This window comes from Bacillus altitudinis 41KF2b, from assembly GCF_000691145.1.
Taxonomy (GTDB): domain Bacteria; phylum Bacillota; class Bacilli; order Bacillales; family Bacillaceae; genus Bacillus; species Bacillus altitudinis.
Map to the genome: position 1 here is coordinate 212,814 of NZ_ASJC01000005.1, position 17,919 is coordinate 230,732.

Below are 17,919 nucleotides of genomic sequence, written 5' to 3' on the forward strand. Positions count from 1 at the left end.
TTCGTCATAAAAGGTGCTCAAACCATATAGCTTTTGTACATGATTTTGTATAATGAAAGATATGGACATCAAAGGGGGATAAACGGATGAAATGGCAAACGGAAAGTGAACTAAAGGAGCTACTCTCAGCTCTTATGCAGTATGAAAGCATATCTGGTACAACGGGAGAAGTCGCATTAGCGGAATATTTATATTACTTGCTGAGGGAGCGGCCGTATTTTGAACAGCATCCTGATCACTTGGCTTTGCATCCAATGAAAGATGGCCGGTATTTTTTAACGGCACTTGTCAAACGAAGTACGTTGCCACGTACTGTTTTACTCCTCAGCCATTTTGATGTCGTGGATACAGAGGATTACGGAGAATTTCAAAATATGGCGTGTAAGCCCGAAGAGTTAATGGCGTCCTTTTCTCAAAAAAGTGCACTTCTTCCAAAAAGGGCAAGAGAGGATTTAGCTTCAGGTGACTGGCTGTTTGGACGAGGGTCCATGGATATGAAAGCAGGCCTGACTGTCCAGCTTTCCATGCTAGAAAGAGCCATGGCGGGGAGGTTTGAAGGAAATATTCTGCTCGTCACAGTGCCAGATGAAGAAGTGAATTCACAGGGGATGCTGGAGGCTGTTCCGAAACTAAAGGAGCTCAAGCAGAAGTATGACCTTGATTATACCGCGTGTTTAAACAGTGAGCCGATGTTTGAAAAGTATCCCGGGGATGCGCACCAATACATCTATACAGGTAGTATAGGGAAGGTACTTGCGGGATTTTTCTGCAAAGGAATTGAAACACATGTAGGTGAGCCCTTCTCAGGATTAAATGCAAATTTTATGGTATCTGAATTAAACAGGCTGTTAGAACTGAATAGTGATTATTGTGAGGAAGTAGATGGTGAAGTGACACCACCTCCGACCAATTTGATGCAAAAGGATTTGAAAGAAGCTTACTCTGTTCAAACGCCTCACACGGCTGTTTCTTTATTTAATGTGCTGATGATGAACCGCTCTAGTGAAGAGCTTCACGGGCTCCTCTATGAAACTGCGAAACAAGCAGCAGCCCAAATCGAAGCCAATCTCAAACAGAAAACCGCTGCATTTCAACGCTTTAAACATTTTACACCCATCGATACAAACATCACGGTGTTAACGTATCATGAGCTGTACGAAAAAGCTGCTGAACGATCCGGCAAGCAGGAGGTCGAGCGAATTGTCAACTACGCCTTTGCCAACCGGGGTGAGCTAGGGGATCGTGATTTTTCAACCAAAATTGTATCAGAACTGACGACCCTTTGTAAGGAAGATGGAGCACTGATTGTGTTGTTTTATAGTCCGCCATTTTACCCATCTGTTTCTTCAACAGATGATCTGCATATTCAAACGACCTTAAAGAAGATTCAAAGAGAAGCAAAAGAGATCTATGGAATCGAAGTAGAAGAAGTCAAATATTTTCCTGGTTTATCTGATTTAAGCTACTTACAGCTTGAAAATCAAGATATAGAGGATTATACAGCCAACATGCCGCTATACCAAAAAGGTTACTCGTTACCACAAGGAGAAAAAGAAGCTCTTAACGTTCCTGTCATCAACGTTGGTCCATTAGGAAAGGATGCGCACAAATGGACAGAACGGCTGCATGTCCCATTCTCTTTTGGCGTTTTGCCGTCGCTCTTACAATCAACAATTCATGCTTTATTAGAAAAGAATTAAGTGAAAGCTCTATCGTCATGATAGGGCTTTTCTTGATATCAATCACCTTCTGTCTAAAGAAATAGAGTATGATATAGAATAATACTTACATATTTGAAGGGGGATTGTGAGAGTGAAAACAGGAGTACTAACAAAAACAGAGATCATGAGATCACTTCATGAGAGTTTGCGTAAGCTTGAGGAGTTAGTATGGACATGTGATGAGGCTACATTAGATGAATCTTTTGGGGAAGGCAAGTGGTCGATTAAACAAATTGTTGGACATTTGTATGATACAGAAGAAGTCTGGTCAGAGCGGATAGAGCAGGCAATATCAAATGAGCACACGCTTTTCGCATCATATGATCCAGAGATATATGTGAAGGGAAGAGCTTATGAAATGTATACCGCACAAGAGGTCAGTGCATTGATTGAACGCCTAAAAGAAAGCAGAAACAAAACACTGCAGCGATTAGAAAAGGATACATGGGATTTTTCAGGCCTCCATCCTGAAGAAGGGATGATGACAGTCCAAATTTTAGCTGAAACCATTGCTTTACATGAAATTCATCACCTCGATCAAATCAAAGCCATCATGTCCATGAGAGCATCGAGTGATAGATGAAAAGCACCTGTCATCAAGGCAGGTGCTTTTCTCACTTACTTATACGTACTCGCTGAAAACATGTCGTTTAATTCTGCTGCGCGTTTTGTCGCTGTTTTCACACAATCGACAATTGCTTCTTCAAATTGATAGGAAGCAAGGGTATTCAGTCCTGCTTCTGTCGTTCCACCTTCGCTCGTAATTTCTTTGCGCAATTCAGCAGGTTCCTTACCGCTATCCTGAAGCATATTTGCAGCGCCTGCAATCATTTGACAAATGAGCAATTTCGCTGTCTCTTGGTCCATCCCAAGTTCCGATGCACCTCGCTCCATTCCTTCAATCAAATGATAAATAAAGGCAGGACCGCTGCCTGCAATGGCTGTGACCGCATTCAGCTGTGATTCATCTAAAACCGTCACATGACCGATCGTTTCAAACAGTTGAACTGCTTTTTCCTTTTGCGCCTCTGTGACTTCATCACTGACAGCAATGCCGGTAGCTGATTGTTGTATGGCTGCTGATGTATTTGGCATCGCACGAACCACCGCCGTTTTTGCGCCAGCATAATGCTGAATGGTTTCAATAGAAATGCCCGCTAAAATAGAAATAATCAGCTGTCCATTTAAATGGGGCCTTACTTCAGAAATGCCACTTTCCGCATCTTTTGGTTTTAAAGCAAACACCAGCATATCGGCTTCTTCATAAATAAAGGAACGCGCGAAATCTGTTTTGACTCCATAACGTGCATGTAATTCTTCTAATCGTTTTTCATTTGTTTTATTTGTGACAATGATATCTTCATTTGACATAATGCCGCTCTTTAAAAGACCTTTAATCATAGACTCGGCCATTGAGCCTGCACCAATAAATCCAATTTTACTCATAAGCTGCTCCTCCTTGTAGAAAATAAAAAAACCTCTCGTCTGCAAAGGACGAAAGGTTTTTCGCGGTACCACCCTCAATTAGCATGCAATCATACATACTCAGCTCTAGTCCCTTAACGCGGGAAACGTTTAGGTTTGCCTAACAGCTCAAAGGGCAGGTTCAGCAAATAAGAGGATGGTGAAGCCTTACAGCCTGCGGACCTCACTCTCTTGCATCATTATTTTGCTTACTAATCCTTGTCATCGCGCATCTTATATTTGTTGTTCATTATGCAACGATGGACAAGTTTGTGTCAATAGGGAGAGATAAAAAAATTGACCATCTAAACCGCATGACAGTCTGCCCTTTGCAAGATACAATGAATAAAGAAGAGTGAGTTCAGATGATCTATGAGACAAAAATCAGGAGATGACGTATAAAAGTGAAAGAAGAAATGATTCAATTATCCATTCCCACACCGTTTGCGGTTGGGGATGTCCATGCATATGTATTAAAAGGCGATGCCGTGACCTTAGTTGATTCCGGACCGATGACACAAGAGGCGCAGCATGCCTTTGTCACGCAATTAAAGGAACATCATTTATCAATAGATGATATTGATCAAGTGGTTTTGACACATCATCATGCAGATCATGTCGGTCTTTTAGATCTGATGAAACCTCATGTCCGTGTCATCGGACACGAGTTGAATGAGCCCTATATTAGTCAGGATGCAGCGTTTAAACAGCGTCAAATCCATTTTATGAATGATTTTTTTCAGCAGTTAGGTGTCCCGCTTCGTCAAGGTGAGTGTGAAAGAATTGTGAGGCAGTCCTATACATATTCATGTACGGCACATGTTGATGACGTCATAAAAGAAGGCGATCGTTTGAAGGGACATGAGCACTTCCAAGTGCTGGAGACACCAGGACATGCACAATCTCATCTTTCTTTTTTAGATGAAACAACAGGGAATTTCATCGGAGGTGATCTGCTGCTTACGACCATTTCTTCCAATCCGTTAATGGAAGCACCGGTGAAAGGAACAGAACGTCAAAAATCGCTGCTTCAATATAAAGCATCACTCGAGTGTTTATTGCATTTGCCCATTCAGACGATTTATCCAGGGCATGGCCAGCTCATTACCTCTCATCACGAATTGATCGAAGAAAGATTTAAAAAACAGGAAAAACGGGCAAATACGATGTATCAGCTGCTTCAACGAAAGGAAATGACCGCCTTTCATCTTTGTCGCACCTTATTTCCGGGTCTGTATGAAGAAGCATTATTTCTGACAATGTCTGAGACAGTCGGACAGCTTGATGTGCTTTTAGCGGCTGGACAAATTGAAGAAGTGCAAAAAGACGGAACCCTCTACTATCGAGCAAATGAAGGAGTGAAATAAATGGGGCGACTAACAGGAAAGAGAATATGGATTACAGGTGCTTCAGGCGGTATTGGTGAAAAGATGGCGTACTTGGCAGCAGCTGAAGGAGCAGAAATCATTGTGTCAGCAAGACGAATTGAAAAGCTCACAGGTGTAAAAGAAAAGATTATAAGTGCTGGCGGCGTATGTCACATCGTTCAGCTTGATGTCAGTCAGCTTGAGGACATTGATCAAGCCTATCAACAAGTGGGTGCTGTTGATATTTTGGTGAACAATGCCGGCTTTGGTGTGTTCGATCTCGTCGAGGACGCATCCATTGAGGAAATGGTGTCGATGTTTGAGGTCAATGTCTTTGGTTTAATTGCCTGCACAAAAAAGGTCCTTCCTGAGATGAAACAAAGAGGGAAGGGACATATTATCAATATTGCGTCACAGGCAGGCAAAATTGCCACCCCTAAATCCGCCATCTATTCTGCATCAAAGCATGCGGTTCTCGGATTTTCAAACAGCCTCAGAATGGAGCTGGCAGACAGTGGAATTCATGTCACAACCGTCAATCCAGGACCGATTGCCACAGACTTCTTTACCATTGCAGACCGCAGTGGTGAATATGTGAAAAATGTTGATTTTATGATGCTCAGTGCTGACAAGGTAGCAGGGAAGGTCGTATCCGCCATGATGACGAAAAAAAGAGAGATTAATTTACCAGGATGGATGAATGCTGGCAGTAAATTGTATCAATTATTCCCGTTTTTATTTGAAAAAGCAGCACGGAAAGCGATGATGAAAAAATAACAAAAAAAGAAACCGGTCACAGGCTGGTTTCTTTTTTTGTTTGATGGGGCTTAATATTGGTGACGCCAAAGACATTGCCATCAACATCTTCGAAGCTAAAACCGCCTAAGTCTGGGTCAGCTAATATTTGAATATCCGATACGGTGACGTTATGCTCGCTTAAATACTGGTGAAAGTTTTTTAAATCCTTCACAAATAAATCAATCATACTATGCCGAACTCCTGTAAAAGAGTTCATAAAGTAGATTCGTTTCTCGTGTTTTGTTTTGACGAGATAAAAAGAAGGTCCCTCGCCATGAGTAAAAGTGAGCATGGCGGCTTCTTCTGATTGATGTAGAACGATCATCTCTAAAATCTGTTCATACCAAGAGACAGCCCGGGGGATATCAGTCACAGGAATTTCAATAGTAGCAATTTGTTGAATGGTCAATGGCTTCACTCCTTTTTCTATATTCGTCTTGCCGCTTGCTGAAGTGGGTCCCATACACTGTTAAAAGGAGGGGCATAGCTAATATCTAAATCTTCAAGGTCTGTCACAGTCAGCCCTTGATAAAGAGCCGTTGCCATGACATCAATTCGTTTATCAACACCTTCTTTACCGATGATTTGTGCGCCAAGCAAGGTGTGATCATCGCTTCTATAAATCAGTTTCACTTTCATTTTCTCTGCATCTGGGTAATATCCAGCGTGGTCAGTGCTGTCGATGGTGATGGTGGAGAAAGGAAGGCCCGCGTCTTTTGCTTCTTTCTCTGATAAACCCGTTCGTCCCGCTGTCACGTCCATAAATTTCATCACCGCTGTGCCGGTTACGCCTTGAAACGCGCGGTTTGTTCCTGTCATATGAAAGCCTGCGATTCTTCCTTGTTTATTTGCTGTCGTGCCGAGCGGAATATAGTCCAGTTCCTTTTTGATACGGTGATAGGTTGCTGCGCAGTCACCCGCCGCATAGATATCTTGTACATTGGTCTGCATGTATTCATTCACAACAACTGCACCATTTTGAAGTCGCTGAATTCCTGTGCTGTCTAAAAAGGATGTTTGCGGAGTGACACCAACGGCGATGATGACCATATCTGTTTCAATGGTCTGCTTGTCTGTTTGAACAGCTGTTACATGTGTCTTGCCCTTTAATTTTTGCACTGTTTCACCAAGTACTACTTGAATGCCTTGATTGTCCGCTTCTTCTTTCAGATATTTTGCCATATCGGGATCAAAGCCTGGGCCAAGTGTTGCACCCCGCTGAATGATATGAACGTCTTTTCCTAGCGCTTTTAAATTTTCTGCCATTTCTAAGCCGATATATCCTCCGCCGATGATCGTGATATGTGTGACGTCTTTTTTTAGATTGTCTAAAATAGACAGCGCATGCGGGATTGTTTTTAATACGTGGACACCTTCTAAGGAATGACTGTCTAGATCAAGTGTGACGGGGCTTGCTCCTGTCGCAATTAACAGGCGGTCATACGTTTCTGTAAAGGGTTCTTTTGTTTTAGAATGAATACCCGATACTGTTTTTTGCTCCGGGTCGATTGAGGTCACTTCGTGTAAGCATCTGGCATCAATTCCGTATTTATCACGAAAAGTGTCAGCGCTGCGTGCGATGAGTTTCCTGTGATGATCAATGAGACCGCCGATCAAGTAGGGGAGTCCGCACTGTCCATATGAGAAAATCTCTCCTTTTTCAAAAGCTACAATATGTGCGTCTGGATCCTCTCTATATATTTGCATAGCGCAGCTCATTCCTGCTGCATCTCCGCCAATCATCACATATTTCATTTGGTATGCTCCCTTCTATCTATCAAACTGAATACTCTTATTTACCCTCATTTTCCTTTATTTAATGCTTTTTTTTCGCAAAAGAAGCAAACTTTCGTTGAAAAATAAAGACAGCGCCTTCATTTTAAGCTACAATCGGATTATCGTCTTTTTGGTTATGAGTTTAGTTTAGATTGGTGGGAAAGACTTTGGGTGACGAACGACTAGATTTTAATACACTATATACACGCCATACGAGAGAGGCATGGGCGGCTCTTGGAGAATATATGCCGGTATCTGTTTCAGAAGAAGAAGTGAGAGCACTTCAAGGATTAAACGACTACTTATCGCTAGAAGAAGTTCGGGATATTTACATACCGCTTATTCGTTTTCTGACATTACACGTTTTTGCAGAAAAACAAAAAAATCAGCATGTAAATGCTTTTTTAAACTACCCGCATCATGCGAAAATCCCCTTTTTAATCGGGATTGCAGGAAGTGTGGCCGTCGGAAAAAGCACGACAGCACGTATCATTGAAACACTTTTATCAAGGCTTGGAGATGGACTGAAGGTGAGTCTCGTAACAACGGACGGCTTTTTGTATCCACAAAAAGAATTAAAAGATCGAGGGCTGATGGAAAAGAAAGGCTTCCCGGAAAGCTATGATGTTAAAGCGCTACTTTCGTTTTTAAATGAATTAAAATCAGGGAAACAAACTGTGCATGCACCTGTATATTCACATCTGACCTATGACCGTCTTGAAGGGGTGTATGAGACAGTAGAAGATGCAGATATTGTGATCATTGAAGGGATCAACGTGTTGCAATCACCGGCACTGGATGATCTGAAGGATGAGCCGCGCGTGTTTGTATCAGATTACTTCGATTTTTCGATTTATGTAGATGCCGCTGAGACGCAAATTCAATGCTGGTATAAAGAACGGTTCCGTTTGCTGCGGGAAACAGCCTTCCAAGACCCTGAATCCTTCTTTCATCAATACAAAGATTTGACGGATGAAGAAGCAGATCAGATGGCAAGCACGATTTGGAATACAGTGAACCGGCCAAATTTATATGAAAATATTTTGCCGACAAAATATAGAGCCGATTTGATTTTAAAAAAAGGCGATCAGCATAAGGTGGAAGAGATCGCCATCCGCAGGGTATAAAGAAAACCGCTCAATTGAGAGCGGTTTTAGATTGTTGACAAAGGGCTAAAATGAACTTTATTTTAGCCCTTTGTCTTCTTTTCAGCGTGATAGAAAACCTTTGAAGTCTAGGAAGGACAGCTACTTTTACGGAGCGAATTTGACATTCGTGAGTACCAGCGCGCAGGACTGACAAAGAATGCGAGGGTTTGTCTACACGCTGAAACCGCTCAATTGAGAGTGGTTTTTTTAATGACCTCCACTTACTTTCACAGCCACGGCAGCCGCCGTTCGTTTTTTTAGGCGGTAGTATCCGATGAGTAAAAACGGAACGCCTGCAACGGTGACAATCGCCAAGACTGAAAAAATAGAAAGGGGATGGGCTGCGCCAAATAAGTCAATACACAATCCTCCGACAAACGGTCCGACGACGCTGCCGAGCTGAGAAAACCCCATTGCGCCGAAGTATGACCCTTTCACTTCAGGTTTTGCAATATTGTCTACAAACAGATCCATCATCGCAAAGAGTAGCACTTCACCAATCGTAAACACGACAATGATAAAAGCAAGCGTACCGAGACTTTGTGAAAAAGCAATGGCAAACAAACTGCCTGCTAGAAGCACGTTCCCAGTCGTTAACGACAAAATCGTTGAATAGCGCTTAGCGATCATAATCAGCGGGTACTGAACGACAATGACAACCACTGCATTTAAGGATAAAAGATACCCAAACAGTTTAGGGCCATCCTCAATCATAGGAGATGCCGATAAATATTGAGGCAGTGTTGAGCTTAGGTGTGAATAGCCAAATGAACATAAAGTAACGCCAATGAGGATGATGCTAAAGACCGTATCTTTCTGAATAATGGAAAGAGCTTTTTTGACGCCGATTTGTTTGGTGCTTTCTGGAGCAGCCACTGGGTGCTTTTGAAATTGCCATGCCAGCGTTAACCCGTACAACAAGTAAATGAGGGCAGCAACGAGAAATGGAAAAGTCGTTTTTGATGACCCGAGATATAAGCCAAGCAGCGGGCCGAAAATGACACCAATGTTAATGGCCGTATACCGTAAGTTAAAGACAAACAACCGAATGCTCGATGGGGTGACATCGGATAAGAGTGCTTTAGACGTTGGTTCAAACAGCGCCCGGCACAGTCCATTTAAAGCATTCATAAAAAAGAAGACCCAAATGGCATCTGCAAACGCGAAGCCAACAAAGACAAGTGTCCAGCCAAAGATGGATAAAAGCATGACCTTTTTTCTGCCGATTCGGTCGGAAACATAGCCGCCGTAAAAACTCGCAACAATCCCAATAAGAGAGCTGACGGCAATGATCAATCCAGCTGAAGAGGCTGAGGCGCCTTTGACTTGTGTCAAATAAACGGCTAAAAAGGGAATGCTCATGGATGTCGCCATTCGGCCAAATATCGTGCCGATGATGATCGTCCAACTAAGTGGATGTAAAGTGCGTAAGTTATTTTTCATGCTGTGTCTCCCCTGAGTTTGTAAGATGTTCCAATCATACATGAAAAATTGTGCAAATTAAATACACAATTTGATGGAGGAGTCATCCGTCAAATGACAGAGAAGCTTGAACCGTTCCGTTCATTCGAAGAGCATATGCCTCGTTTTCAAGGTTTTAAGCCTTGATGGATCATAATTTTTTCAGAAAAACGAAGCGTGTTTTTCAATGATCATGTTTTCGTTTTGCGAAAATCAATTGAGATCGATGGCAATAATTTGATGTAAGGAAAGGTTTAGAACATCTTCGTCATTCACGATTGTCATTTGGCGTGTTTCATAATGAATGGCTTTCACCCAGCCCCAAAACTGTGCTTTCATGCCGGATGAGACATATGTCACGCAAATCGCTTGATCCTCGGTAATCGACTGTGTGATCAAAACATTCATTTCCTCTAGCTGATCGGAGCTGAGCGGTAGAGGTGTATATTCTTTTTTCTTTCGTTTTTGAGCAAGTAGTTGCTCCCGGTGCTCTGGTAGCATCATTCGGCTTGATTCCCACATGATGTTGTATCCAGGTGTTAATTTATTGGGATTCATGCTTGTTCGCCTCCGTTATTTGTAATGCCCGCCAATTTTTTCGGCGCGGTGATATGCCTGCCCTGCGCTTGTCAGTGACGAAGCATGCAGCAATGCCGCAGGTCCATATTTCAGATGGATTTCATCAAATACTTTGCTGAGTTGATCTTTCTTCAAATGATGATCAAATAAAGTCAGCTGATAGTGGCTGTCAGGCTGCAGCTGTGAGAGGGTAATACCTACACTGCGAATGGGCTGGCCATCCCAGTGCTGCTGGCATAGCTGAATCGCTGCCTCTGCAATATCTGAGCCATACTGTGTCGGTGAATGAAGCTTCATTTGTCGATGAAAGCCTGTTGGATGTGAAAAATCAGCCCCTCTTACACCAACAGACACCGTTTGACCGAGATAATGCTTAAAACGTGCCCGCCTAGCGACTTCCTCACTCAATTCAAGAAGAGCAACTTTGATCTCCTCAAAAGATGCGTAATCACGGGGAAGGGTCATATGATGCCCAACGGCTTTTTGTTGATCATGTGTGTGAATAGTGACTGGGGAGGGATCGTGTCCTAAAGCTGTTCGCTGCAGAAGCTCCCCATTGATTCCCCAGCGTTTTTTTAATCGGTCTAACGGATAAGTAGCAAGTGTGCCAATGGTACTGATGCCCATTCGTTTCAAATGATGCTCCATTCGTTTGCCGACGCCAAATAATTTCCCGATTGGAAGCGGCCATAAATCAGCAGCAACCCGGTCGGCACTCAGTTCATAGATGCCGGATGTGTTTTTTTTGGCAAAATGGTCACAGGCCATTTTAGCGAGCACTTTATTAGGGCCGATGCCCACACGTGCGTAAATGCCAGTCTGGTTCATAATCGTTGTTTGTATATGTTGAGCGATCTCATGTGGAGAGCCGAATAGTGTAAGACTGCCTGTAATATCAAGAAACTGTTCATCAATGGAATATGGCTCGACAAGGTCTGTGTATTGTTCAAGCAGTTCTGTAATCATGACAGAGACATCGAGATAGCGCTGCATACGTGGACGTACAACCACTGCTTCAGGACATTTCTCCTGTGCTTCCCATAACCTTGATGCATTTTGTACGCCACGTTTCTTCGCGAGAGGGCAGGCTGCCAGGACGACTCCGCTTCTTCGTTCTGGATCTCCAGAGACAATGAGCGGCACATCCTCCAAATGAGGCGCCTCCACCTTCTCAACTGATGCATAAAATGACTGCATATCCACAAGCAGAATGGCTCGTTCATTCATTGTACTTCACCTCTTAGAACGTATGTTCTGTATCTATTGTAAACAACATGAGGTGAAATTCATACTGGTAAATCATTCAAAAGCTGACCATACAAAAAAGACGAAGTGGTGAATACTTCGTCTCGTCTGCTGCAACGATTGTTAGGCATGTGCCATGTTGTGGAATGTTTGGAGCGGTTCAGAACGCAGACGATAAGCCATCAGCTTTTTCTTTGGCTTATGTGTAAACTGCCGAACCACATCCACATGGTCATCATAATGGAACAGATAAAGGGTGACATCATGTTTCCCAAGCTTTGTTTGCATAGTAAGCGGCGCTGGCCCTTCATTCGGATGAAGAAAGCGTTCTTCATCACCAGGGTAAATATAATAGCGTTCAATAAAGATCGCATCATTAAAATGTTGAATGATTTCAGATGCTCGCTGCTCATCAAGCGAACGACCTTGAAAAGTAATATTTGTTTGCTCACTTGTTACTTTAGCATGTACGGCGTAGCGGCTAAAAAGACGCTCAACAACACCAGAAGGCAAAGAAGTGACAAGCAGCTTTAAAAGACTAAATACAACAAGCGAAATAACAACCCAAACCAATCTCATCATCTCCAATAAACATTTGTACCATTTCCTATATGAACCATCTTAACATAACAAATGAATGAAACTTTCGCACAAAAAGTGAACTTTTTGAAATAAGTGTGAAGATTTAAAAGGAGATGACGGCTGAAAGACGAAGAACCAACAAGTGAACATGAAAAAAGACGGGTATACTGTCTTTACAACCATTTGATCAGACAGTAGACTATTGAAACAATCGCATTTTTGAGAAAAAACGAATCAAAGGAAAGCCAAAATGGAAAAAGGGGCGAGGCCATCATGATACGTCAAGTGAAACCGTCAGATTTTTACGCAGTCACATCCGTTATTCAAAGCTGGTGGGGAGGCAGAGATTTGCGTGCAAAATTGCCAAAGCTCTTTTTTGAACATTTCCAGCAAACAAGTTTTGTTGTCGTTGAAAAGGGAGAGCTGATCGGCTTTTTGGTTGGTTTTTTATCGCAATCTCATTCGGATGAAGCCTATATTCACTTTGTTGGCGTCCACCCAGATCACCGTAAATTAAAGATAGGTAAAATCCTCTATCAAGCTTTTTATGAAGCGGCTGAAAAGGAAGGAAGAACAACAATTAAAGCTGTCACAGCTCCTATCAATAAAGTCTCCATTGCTTACCATACAAAACTCGGATTTCAGATAGAAAAGGGAGATAAAACAGTAGATGGCATCTCAGTCTTTTCAGATTACGATGGCATTCATGAAGACCGTGTGTTATTTGTAAAGAAGCTGGAGGCAATGAAATGATTGTTCATTTAGATCACACAATAAGTGATGTAGCAAAGCAGATTTTACATATTCAACTAGCTGCATACCAACAAGAAGCTGAACAAATTGGTTATGCTGATCTTCCGCCATTAAAAGAGAATATTCAAGATGTCATGAGAGCAAAAGAGCAATTTATTGGTTTTCAGCAAGATGATATCTTATTAGGTGTAGCCTCTTATGAAGAGCTGAAAGATTGTTTGATCATTAGTCGATTGGCTGTTCATCCAAAAGCGCTAAAGCAGGGGATTGGAACAAGACTTATGTCGACAATTATGGAGAAGAATGTCCCGATAGAACTGACCACAGGGCAAGAAAACACCCCTGCAAAAAGGCTATATGAAAAATTGGGGTTTTTTGAAACAAATGTGATTCATGTGGCAAAAGAGCTCACCCTATCAAAAATGAAATGGACACCGCGACGCAAGGTTGAGGTTGTCGAATTCAAAAAAGAATGGCATGAAGAATTCCGTCAAGAAAAGCAGCGACTCAAGCAAATCATTCAAAAGAGCTGGATAGAAGGATACCATATTGGCAGCACGTCAGTTACAGGACTTGTTGCCAAACCAATTATAGATATATTAATAGAAGTAAGCGATATAGAAGAGATTGATAGGAAAAAAGAGAGATTTGAACACCTTGGATACGAAGTGCTCGGTGAAAATGGTATAAAAGGGAGACGTTTTTTTCAAAAGGGTGGCTTGAATCGTACGCATCATGTCCATGTTTATGAAAGAAATCATCCTGATGTGAAAAGACATTTATTGTTTCGAGATTACTTAAGAGTCCAGCCAGAACGAGCTGTAGCGTATGCGTCTGTCAAGGAACAATTAGCAAATCAGTATCCGGAAGATATACAAAGCTATATGGCAGGAAAGAATGAAATCATAAAAGAAATAGAAAATGAGGCATATCGCTGGGATAGAGAAGGAAGAGAGGAAGCTCTTAAATAAGCTGCCTCTTCTCCTCGTTAATTAGGAAGCTGAACATTGCCTTTTACAATATAGGCCTGTGAAGCAGCAGTAGACGGAAGAGCGGGTAATTGATCCTTTACTATGACCCCGCGGATATCTGTGATTCGAACAGGAAGAGATGTAGACCCCATATGAAAGCCAAGGAAATGGTTGTAGTCTGTCTTTTCCATGTTCACCCATTTTCCATCTTTGTAATATTCCATTTTCATAACCGGATATTTATGATTGCGCACTTGAATCGCAGCCCACCACTCACTGCTACCTTCTTTTATTCTGTAAGCTACATTTCCGCTAATCGGTGCTTTTATAATTTTCCAACTAATCGGGATTTTCCCATCTTCCATATTGCCAATTTTGGTAAAGGCATTAGGAGAAAGATCAAGAGCTCCTTTTGCTCCTTCTGGATATTTATCGGTTACATACACAACGGTTTTTCCTTTTGGCCCCGTTACTTCAAGGTAAGCCCCTGCAAGTGCCGCATTTACACCTTTATAGTTATAGTCATGGGGATTTAAAGCTGTAATTTTCATGTCAGAGGGAATAGGATCTAATAAAGCGGCGCCCCCTGAGTAACCAGATCCCGTATAAGTCGCATAGCTTTCTCGTACTTCATCAAGGATAGATGCCGCTTTCGTGTTTGGCATAGTGAAACTCAACATCAATATCAGCGCCCCGATAAAGCAGAGAGATAATCTTTTTTTCACGATCTAAAACCTCCTGTTTCTTCTTTTAAAATGGATAGCGTCATCAGTATAATTCTAAAAAACAGGATGCAGAAAGAGTCAATAGATAGATATAATCCTAGTGAGAAGAGCGTGTATTTCAAAGAGTGTGACTTTCGGATTTAGTCGTGTGTCATGTTTTATGGTGTTTTATGTGTTACAATGTAAGCATCAATTTAAAAAGGATGTTCGCCATGTATATTCACATCACAGAACTGGCTAAAACATATATAGAAAAACAGCAAACAGGAAACGAAACCAAAGAATTACTGCTTCGCTACGATTCAGAAGGTTGTGGCTGTGCAGTGAGTGGCGTACCGATGCTTTGGTTAACAAGTGAAAGAACAGGTGAATGGGAACCACTTAAAAATAGCCAACATTTAAAACTATATATACACACAGCACAAAAGGTGTTTTTTGACGAGGAAATGACGATTGATTTTAATGAAAAAGCCAATACACTTATGTTGAAAAGTCCTCAACAAATACTCAGCCCGAGAATGGGTATACTTGTAAAGTAAGGTGGAAACGTAGTGGATCAAAAGCTGAAAGTGATACAAAATACGGCACAAAATAAAACGTGGGTGTCGTTTTTAAATAATAATCATCCATATAGCCTTTTGCACTGGTCAATCGGTGGAATGGATTCAGTAAAAAAGGACGTCTGGCTTCTCCAAGATGAAGTCACATTTGAAACGGAAGAATTTCCAACGCTTGAATTAGCAGTCAGTTGGATAAAAGAGAATATGGAACACGTAACAGATGTGTTATAAGCCCTTTGCTGAAGAGGGCTTTTTTTGTGCCATCATCATCTCATCAAACAGGAGAACTGTCTAATTTGAAAAATGAGATTTTTCAACGATAAAAATTCATTTTTAACAAACATTTCGACAAAATGAGAAAAGTAGAAAGAGAAAAATAGAGACTGTAAATGCCGAAAAATCGGCAATGGAAGCGGTTATTGCGGGATACCGAAAACTTTACGAAAAACGACATTTCATATTTCTTCCATTCGAGGGAATATGATAGAATACAACATGTATCGTACATGAGGAGGGAGGTGCTAAGGTGAATTGAAGCTCAAGCTGTCATCGCCTCAGGTTGGAATCAAAATAAACGAATGGTATAGGCAGATTTGCGGATTTCATGTCATGAAAGCAGAGAAGCTAAAGGCCGAGATCGAGCAGGAAATCCTTGAGATGGAGCAAGATCAGAACTTGCTGCTTTTTTACCAGCTGATGGATTTTCGACATAAGGTCATGCTTGAATATTTTGAACCGGCAAAAAAAGCCTCGAATGATGAGGAGATTAAGAAGCTTCTAGAAACAATTGAACATTCGCAGACCAAATTAACAGATATGCTTGAATATTATGTTCATTTTTTTACAGGAATGTTTGAATTTGAACAGAGAAACTATTTGAGCGCCATTGCTTATTACCGTTCCGCAGAAAAAAAGCTCAATCTCATATCAGATGATATAGAAAGAGCAGAATTTTATTTTAAATTAGCAGAAATATACTACCACATGAAACAAACCCACTTTTCGATGCACTATGCTTTGCAAGCGTTAGATACGTACTCTGCCTACAGAACGTACACGCTGAGAATCATCCACTGTGAATTTGTCATCGGTGCAAACTATGATGATTTGAAATGCTATGAACATGCATTGCCCTACTTTAAAAATGCTCTAAAGCGAGCACGCTCAATTGGAAACCCTCGAGTCATAGGTTCGGCCCTTTTCAACTTAGGTAACTGCTATTACCAAATGAACGATCTTGCTACAGCAAGTCGCTATCTCAAAGACTCTCTTGAAGTGTTTGAAAAGGAGAATTTAACCCATCTGAATCGCTCTCTAGACCCACTATTTATGCTGACCCAAATCCTGTTTAAACAAAAACAAATAGAAGAGTCATTAACCCTCTATCAACAAGGTATTATGAAAGCCTGTGAATTAGAAGATGAAATTTACATCTGCAAGTTTCAGTTTTTAAAAGCATTATACGTTGATGCAGAAATAAAAATCATAGACGATACATTAGATTTGTTGGAGGACAAGCGTTTATACCCAGATATTGAGGAACTGGCACTTGATGCGGCTCATTATTATAATGAGCTTGGATTATTTGAAGTTTCTACCCGGTATTACGAAAGGAAAATTCAAGCCATATCAAAAATTCAAAATGGAGGTCATTTATATGAAAATGAGTTTGATAGTTCTTTTATTGGCAGCAACTGCAGGGTTATCGGTCATGAGTCAGCAGCAATCGGAAGAGAGCCATATGGAGCTGGCGGGCAGACACCATACAACAGTGGTGACTATCGTATAAGTTAGCAAAAAGAGGAGACGAACGGCTGTTCATTCTCCTCTTTCATTTTGATTAAATTGAAATGCTTCCAGAAATGCTTCGACCTCTTGTTCATAGACTTCCTTATTGTCGCTATAAGACATCGCATGCGCACCATGTGGCGCAATAAATAGCCGTTTATCACCCTTTTTGCGTGCGTATAACTGCTCGCTTTGCTCACAAGGGATATAGTCATCATGGAGACTATGAATAAAAAGGATAGGTTCTTTCACCTGATCGATTACATCAAGTGGAGAAACTTGCCGAATGCTGTATCCGTCCCGCCATTTCAACACTTGATTACTTAGTGGAAGAATCCACTGTCCTGAAAGACGAAAATCTGTTTTTAATCGATACAGAAGCTGATCCTCAAAAGAAGCAAAAGGACAATCAGCGATGTAAAAATTGGCGTTTGCATCCGGTTTTGCAGCATATAATAAAGTTGTGACTGCGCCCATCGATTCTCCGTGTATCCCAATGATTGCTTTTTCCCCAAGTCTTTTTCTCAGCCACTTGACGACTTGAGCCAAATCTTCTTTTTCATAATATCCATAGCTCGTTGTTTTTCCGCCGCTCATCCCATGTCTTCTATGATCATAAAGCAGCACATTCCATCCAAGCTTTTGGAATAATTTCATATACTTCACGGAATTGATCAAACTGACGGTAACCCCGTGACAAAGAACGATGGTGCGTGTTGTATGAGGGAGCGGTACAAAATAGCCATGAAGATCGTAACCAAATGCTGAAGGAATACAAACTTTCTCTTTTTGCAGCTGTTGAAACTCCTCGTGATGATAGTGCCCTTCATCTGATTCTCGTTTGATGAGCTCTTCATCCGTTAATTTTCGTATATACATCATTTTATTGGTAAAAAAAATGCCGATTGCAGCGAGTGGAAATAATACCAAGGCGAGTATAGCGAGCCATTTCTTCTTCAAGCTGATTCTTCCTTTCCGAAG

At 41.5% G+C, this 17,919-nt stretch carries 19 protein-coding genes and 1 other annotated feature; of the genes, 10 read left to right on the forward strand and 9 right to left on the reverse strand.

The annotated features are described in order from the left end of the window. Window positions 1–86: 86 nt before the first annotated feature. Together BA79_RS11275 and BA79_RS11280 are read left to right on the forward strand one after the other, a co-directional pair. Window positions 87–1,700, forward strand: coding sequence for a M20/M25/M40 family metallo-hydrolase (locus tag BA79_RS11275; protein WP_035702829.1), 1,614 nt, complete (start codon window positions 87–89; stop codon window positions 1,698–1,700). 112 nt (window positions 1,701–1,812) lie between these two features. After that, window positions 1,813–2,304, forward strand: coding sequence for a DinB family protein (locus BA79_RS11280; RefSeq protein WP_035702831.1), 492 nt, complete (start codon window positions 1,813–1,815; stop codon window positions 2,302–2,304). Between the two features lie 35 nt (window positions 2,305–2,339). Here the strand turns inward: BA79_RS11280 and proC are convergent, their stop codons facing one another. After that, entirely contained in the window at window positions 2,340–3,167 is an 828-nt protein-coding gene (gene proC, locus BA79_RS11285) for a pyrroline-5-carboxylate reductase (RefSeq protein ID WP_008342285.1), read from the reverse strand. A 41-nt stretch (window positions 3,168–3,208) separates the two neighbouring features. Next, window positions 3,209–3,420: a binding site (T-box leader), on the reverse strand. 169 nt (window positions 3,421–3,589) lie between these two features. Here proC and BA79_RS11290 point away from each other — a divergent pair. Both BA79_RS11290 and BA79_RS11295 read left to right on the forward strand, forming a co-directional pair. Next, the gene (locus BA79_RS11290) at window positions 3,590–4,552 is read left to right on the forward strand and encodes an MBL fold metallo-hydrolase (RefSeq protein ID WP_035702833.1); all 963 of its coding nucleotides are present in this window, start codon (window positions 3,590–3,592) and stop codon (window positions 4,550–4,552) included. After that, window positions 4,553–5,329, forward strand: coding sequence for an SDR family NAD(P)-dependent oxidoreductase (locus BA79_RS11295; protein WP_007501086.1), 777 nt, complete (start codon window positions 4,553–4,555; stop codon window positions 5,327–5,329). Between the two features lie 16 nt (window positions 5,330–5,345). On the opposite strand, the gene BA79_RS11300 is transcribed toward BA79_RS11295, so the two are convergent. Both BA79_RS11300 and BA79_RS11305 read right to left on the reverse strand, forming a co-directional pair. Beyond that, on the reverse strand, window positions 5,346–5,768 hold the full coding sequence (locus tag BA79_RS11300) for a VOC family protein (protein ID WP_235562250.1): 423 nt from the start codon (window positions 5,766–5,768) through the stop codon (window positions 5,346–5,348). Window positions 5,769–5,776: 8 nt separating this feature from the next. Continuing rightward, window positions 5,777–7,105 (reverse strand): CoA-disulfide reductase, encoded by a 1,329-nt coding sequence (locus tag BA79_RS11305; RefSeq protein ID WP_035702841.1) that lies wholly within the window; start codon window positions 7,103–7,105, stop codon window positions 5,777–5,779. Window positions 7,106–7,293: 188 nt separating this feature from the next. On the opposite strand from BA79_RS11305, the gene coaA reads away from it, so the two are divergent. Then, on the forward strand, window positions 7,294–8,253 hold the full coding sequence (coaA, locus tag BA79_RS11310; protein WP_008342294.1) for a type I pantothenate kinase: 960 nt from the start codon (window positions 7,294–7,296) through the stop codon (window positions 8,251–8,253). Between the two features lie 228 nt (window positions 8,254–8,481). On the opposite strand, the gene BA79_RS11315 is transcribed toward coaA, so the two are convergent. From BA79_RS11315 to BA79_RS11330, 4 genes are all read right to left on the reverse strand, one after another. Further along, on the reverse strand, window positions 8,482–9,717 hold the full coding sequence (locus BA79_RS11315; protein ID WP_035702842.1) for an MDR family MFS transporter: 1,236 nt from the start codon (window positions 9,715–9,717) through the stop codon (window positions 8,482–8,484). A gap of 231 nt (window positions 9,718–9,948) precedes the next feature. After that, window positions 9,949–10,293, reverse strand: coding sequence for a YolD-like family protein (locus BA79_RS11320; RefSeq protein ID WP_035702843.1), 345 nt, complete (start codon window positions 10,291–10,293; stop codon window positions 9,949–9,951). A gap of 15 nt (window positions 10,294–10,308) precedes the next feature. Beyond that, window positions 10,309–11,541 (reverse strand): DNA polymerase IV, encoded by a 1,233-nt coding sequence (locus tag BA79_RS11325; RefSeq protein WP_035702849.1) that lies wholly within the window; start codon window positions 11,539–11,541, stop codon window positions 10,309–10,311. A 141-nt stretch (window positions 11,542–11,682) separates the two neighbouring features. Next, window positions 11,683–12,132: a YfmQ family protein gene (locus tag BA79_RS11330; RefSeq protein ID WP_025207577.1), complete on the reverse strand. Its 450-nt coding sequence runs from the start codon at window positions 12,130–12,132 to the stop codon at window positions 11,683–11,685. Window positions 12,133–12,414: 282 nt separating this feature from the next. Between BA79_RS11330 and BA79_RS11335 the strand changes: the two genes are divergently transcribed. Both BA79_RS11335 and BA79_RS11340 read left to right on the forward strand, forming a co-directional pair. Further along, window positions 12,415–12,894, forward strand: a complete 480-nt coding sequence (locus tag BA79_RS11335; protein WP_007501073.1) for a GNAT family N-acetyltransferase — start codon at window positions 12,415–12,417, stop codon at window positions 12,892–12,894. Beyond that, window positions 12,891–13,865 carry a GNAT family N-acetyltransferase gene (locus BA79_RS11340; RefSeq protein ID WP_035702851.1) on the forward strand — a complete coding sequence of 325 codons (975 nt, stop codon included), beginning with the start codon at window positions 12,891–12,893 and terminating at the stop codon, window positions 13,863–13,865. The genes BA79_RS11335 and BA79_RS11340 overlap by 4 nt, the downstream gene beginning before the upstream one ends. Window positions 13,866–13,882: 17 nt before the next feature. Here BA79_RS11340 and BA79_RS11345 read toward each other — a convergent pair whose 3' ends face one another. Next, window positions 13,883–14,590, reverse strand: a complete 708-nt coding sequence (locus BA79_RS11345; protein WP_035702853.1) for an expansin EXLX1 family cellulose-binding protein — start codon at window positions 14,588–14,590, stop codon at window positions 13,883–13,885. Between the two features lie 212 nt (window positions 14,591–14,802). Here BA79_RS11345 and BA79_RS11350 point away from each other — a divergent pair, with 212 nt between their 5' ends. The 3 genes from BA79_RS11350 to BA79_RS11360 all read left to right on the forward strand — a co-directional run bounded on the left by BA79_RS11350 (window position 14,803) and on the right by BA79_RS11360 (window position 16,944). Further along, a complete protein-coding gene (locus tag BA79_RS11350) occupies window positions 14,803–15,129 on the forward strand; it encodes an iron-sulfur cluster biosynthesis family protein (RefSeq protein WP_024718944.1) in 327 nt (108 codons plus the stop codon). Between the two features lie 12 nt (window positions 15,130–15,141). Further along, window positions 15,142–15,381 (forward strand): YqkC family protein, encoded by a 240-nt coding sequence (locus BA79_RS11355; RefSeq protein WP_008343836.1) that lies wholly within the window; start codon window positions 15,142–15,144, stop codon window positions 15,379–15,381. 300 nt (window positions 15,382–15,681) lie between these two features. After that, entirely contained in the window at window positions 15,682–16,944 is a 1,263-nt protein-coding gene (locus tag BA79_RS11360) for a response regulator aspartate phosphatase (protein WP_024718943.1), read from the forward strand. Between the two features lie 24 nt (window positions 16,945–16,968). Here the strand turns inward: BA79_RS11360 and BA79_RS11365 are convergent, their stop codons facing one another. Further along, on the reverse strand, window positions 16,969–17,898 hold the full coding sequence (locus tag BA79_RS11365) for an alpha/beta hydrolase (RefSeq protein ID WP_035390733.1): 930 nt from the start codon (window positions 17,896–17,898) through the stop codon (window positions 16,969–16,971). Window positions 17,899–17,919: the final 21 nt, after the last annotated feature.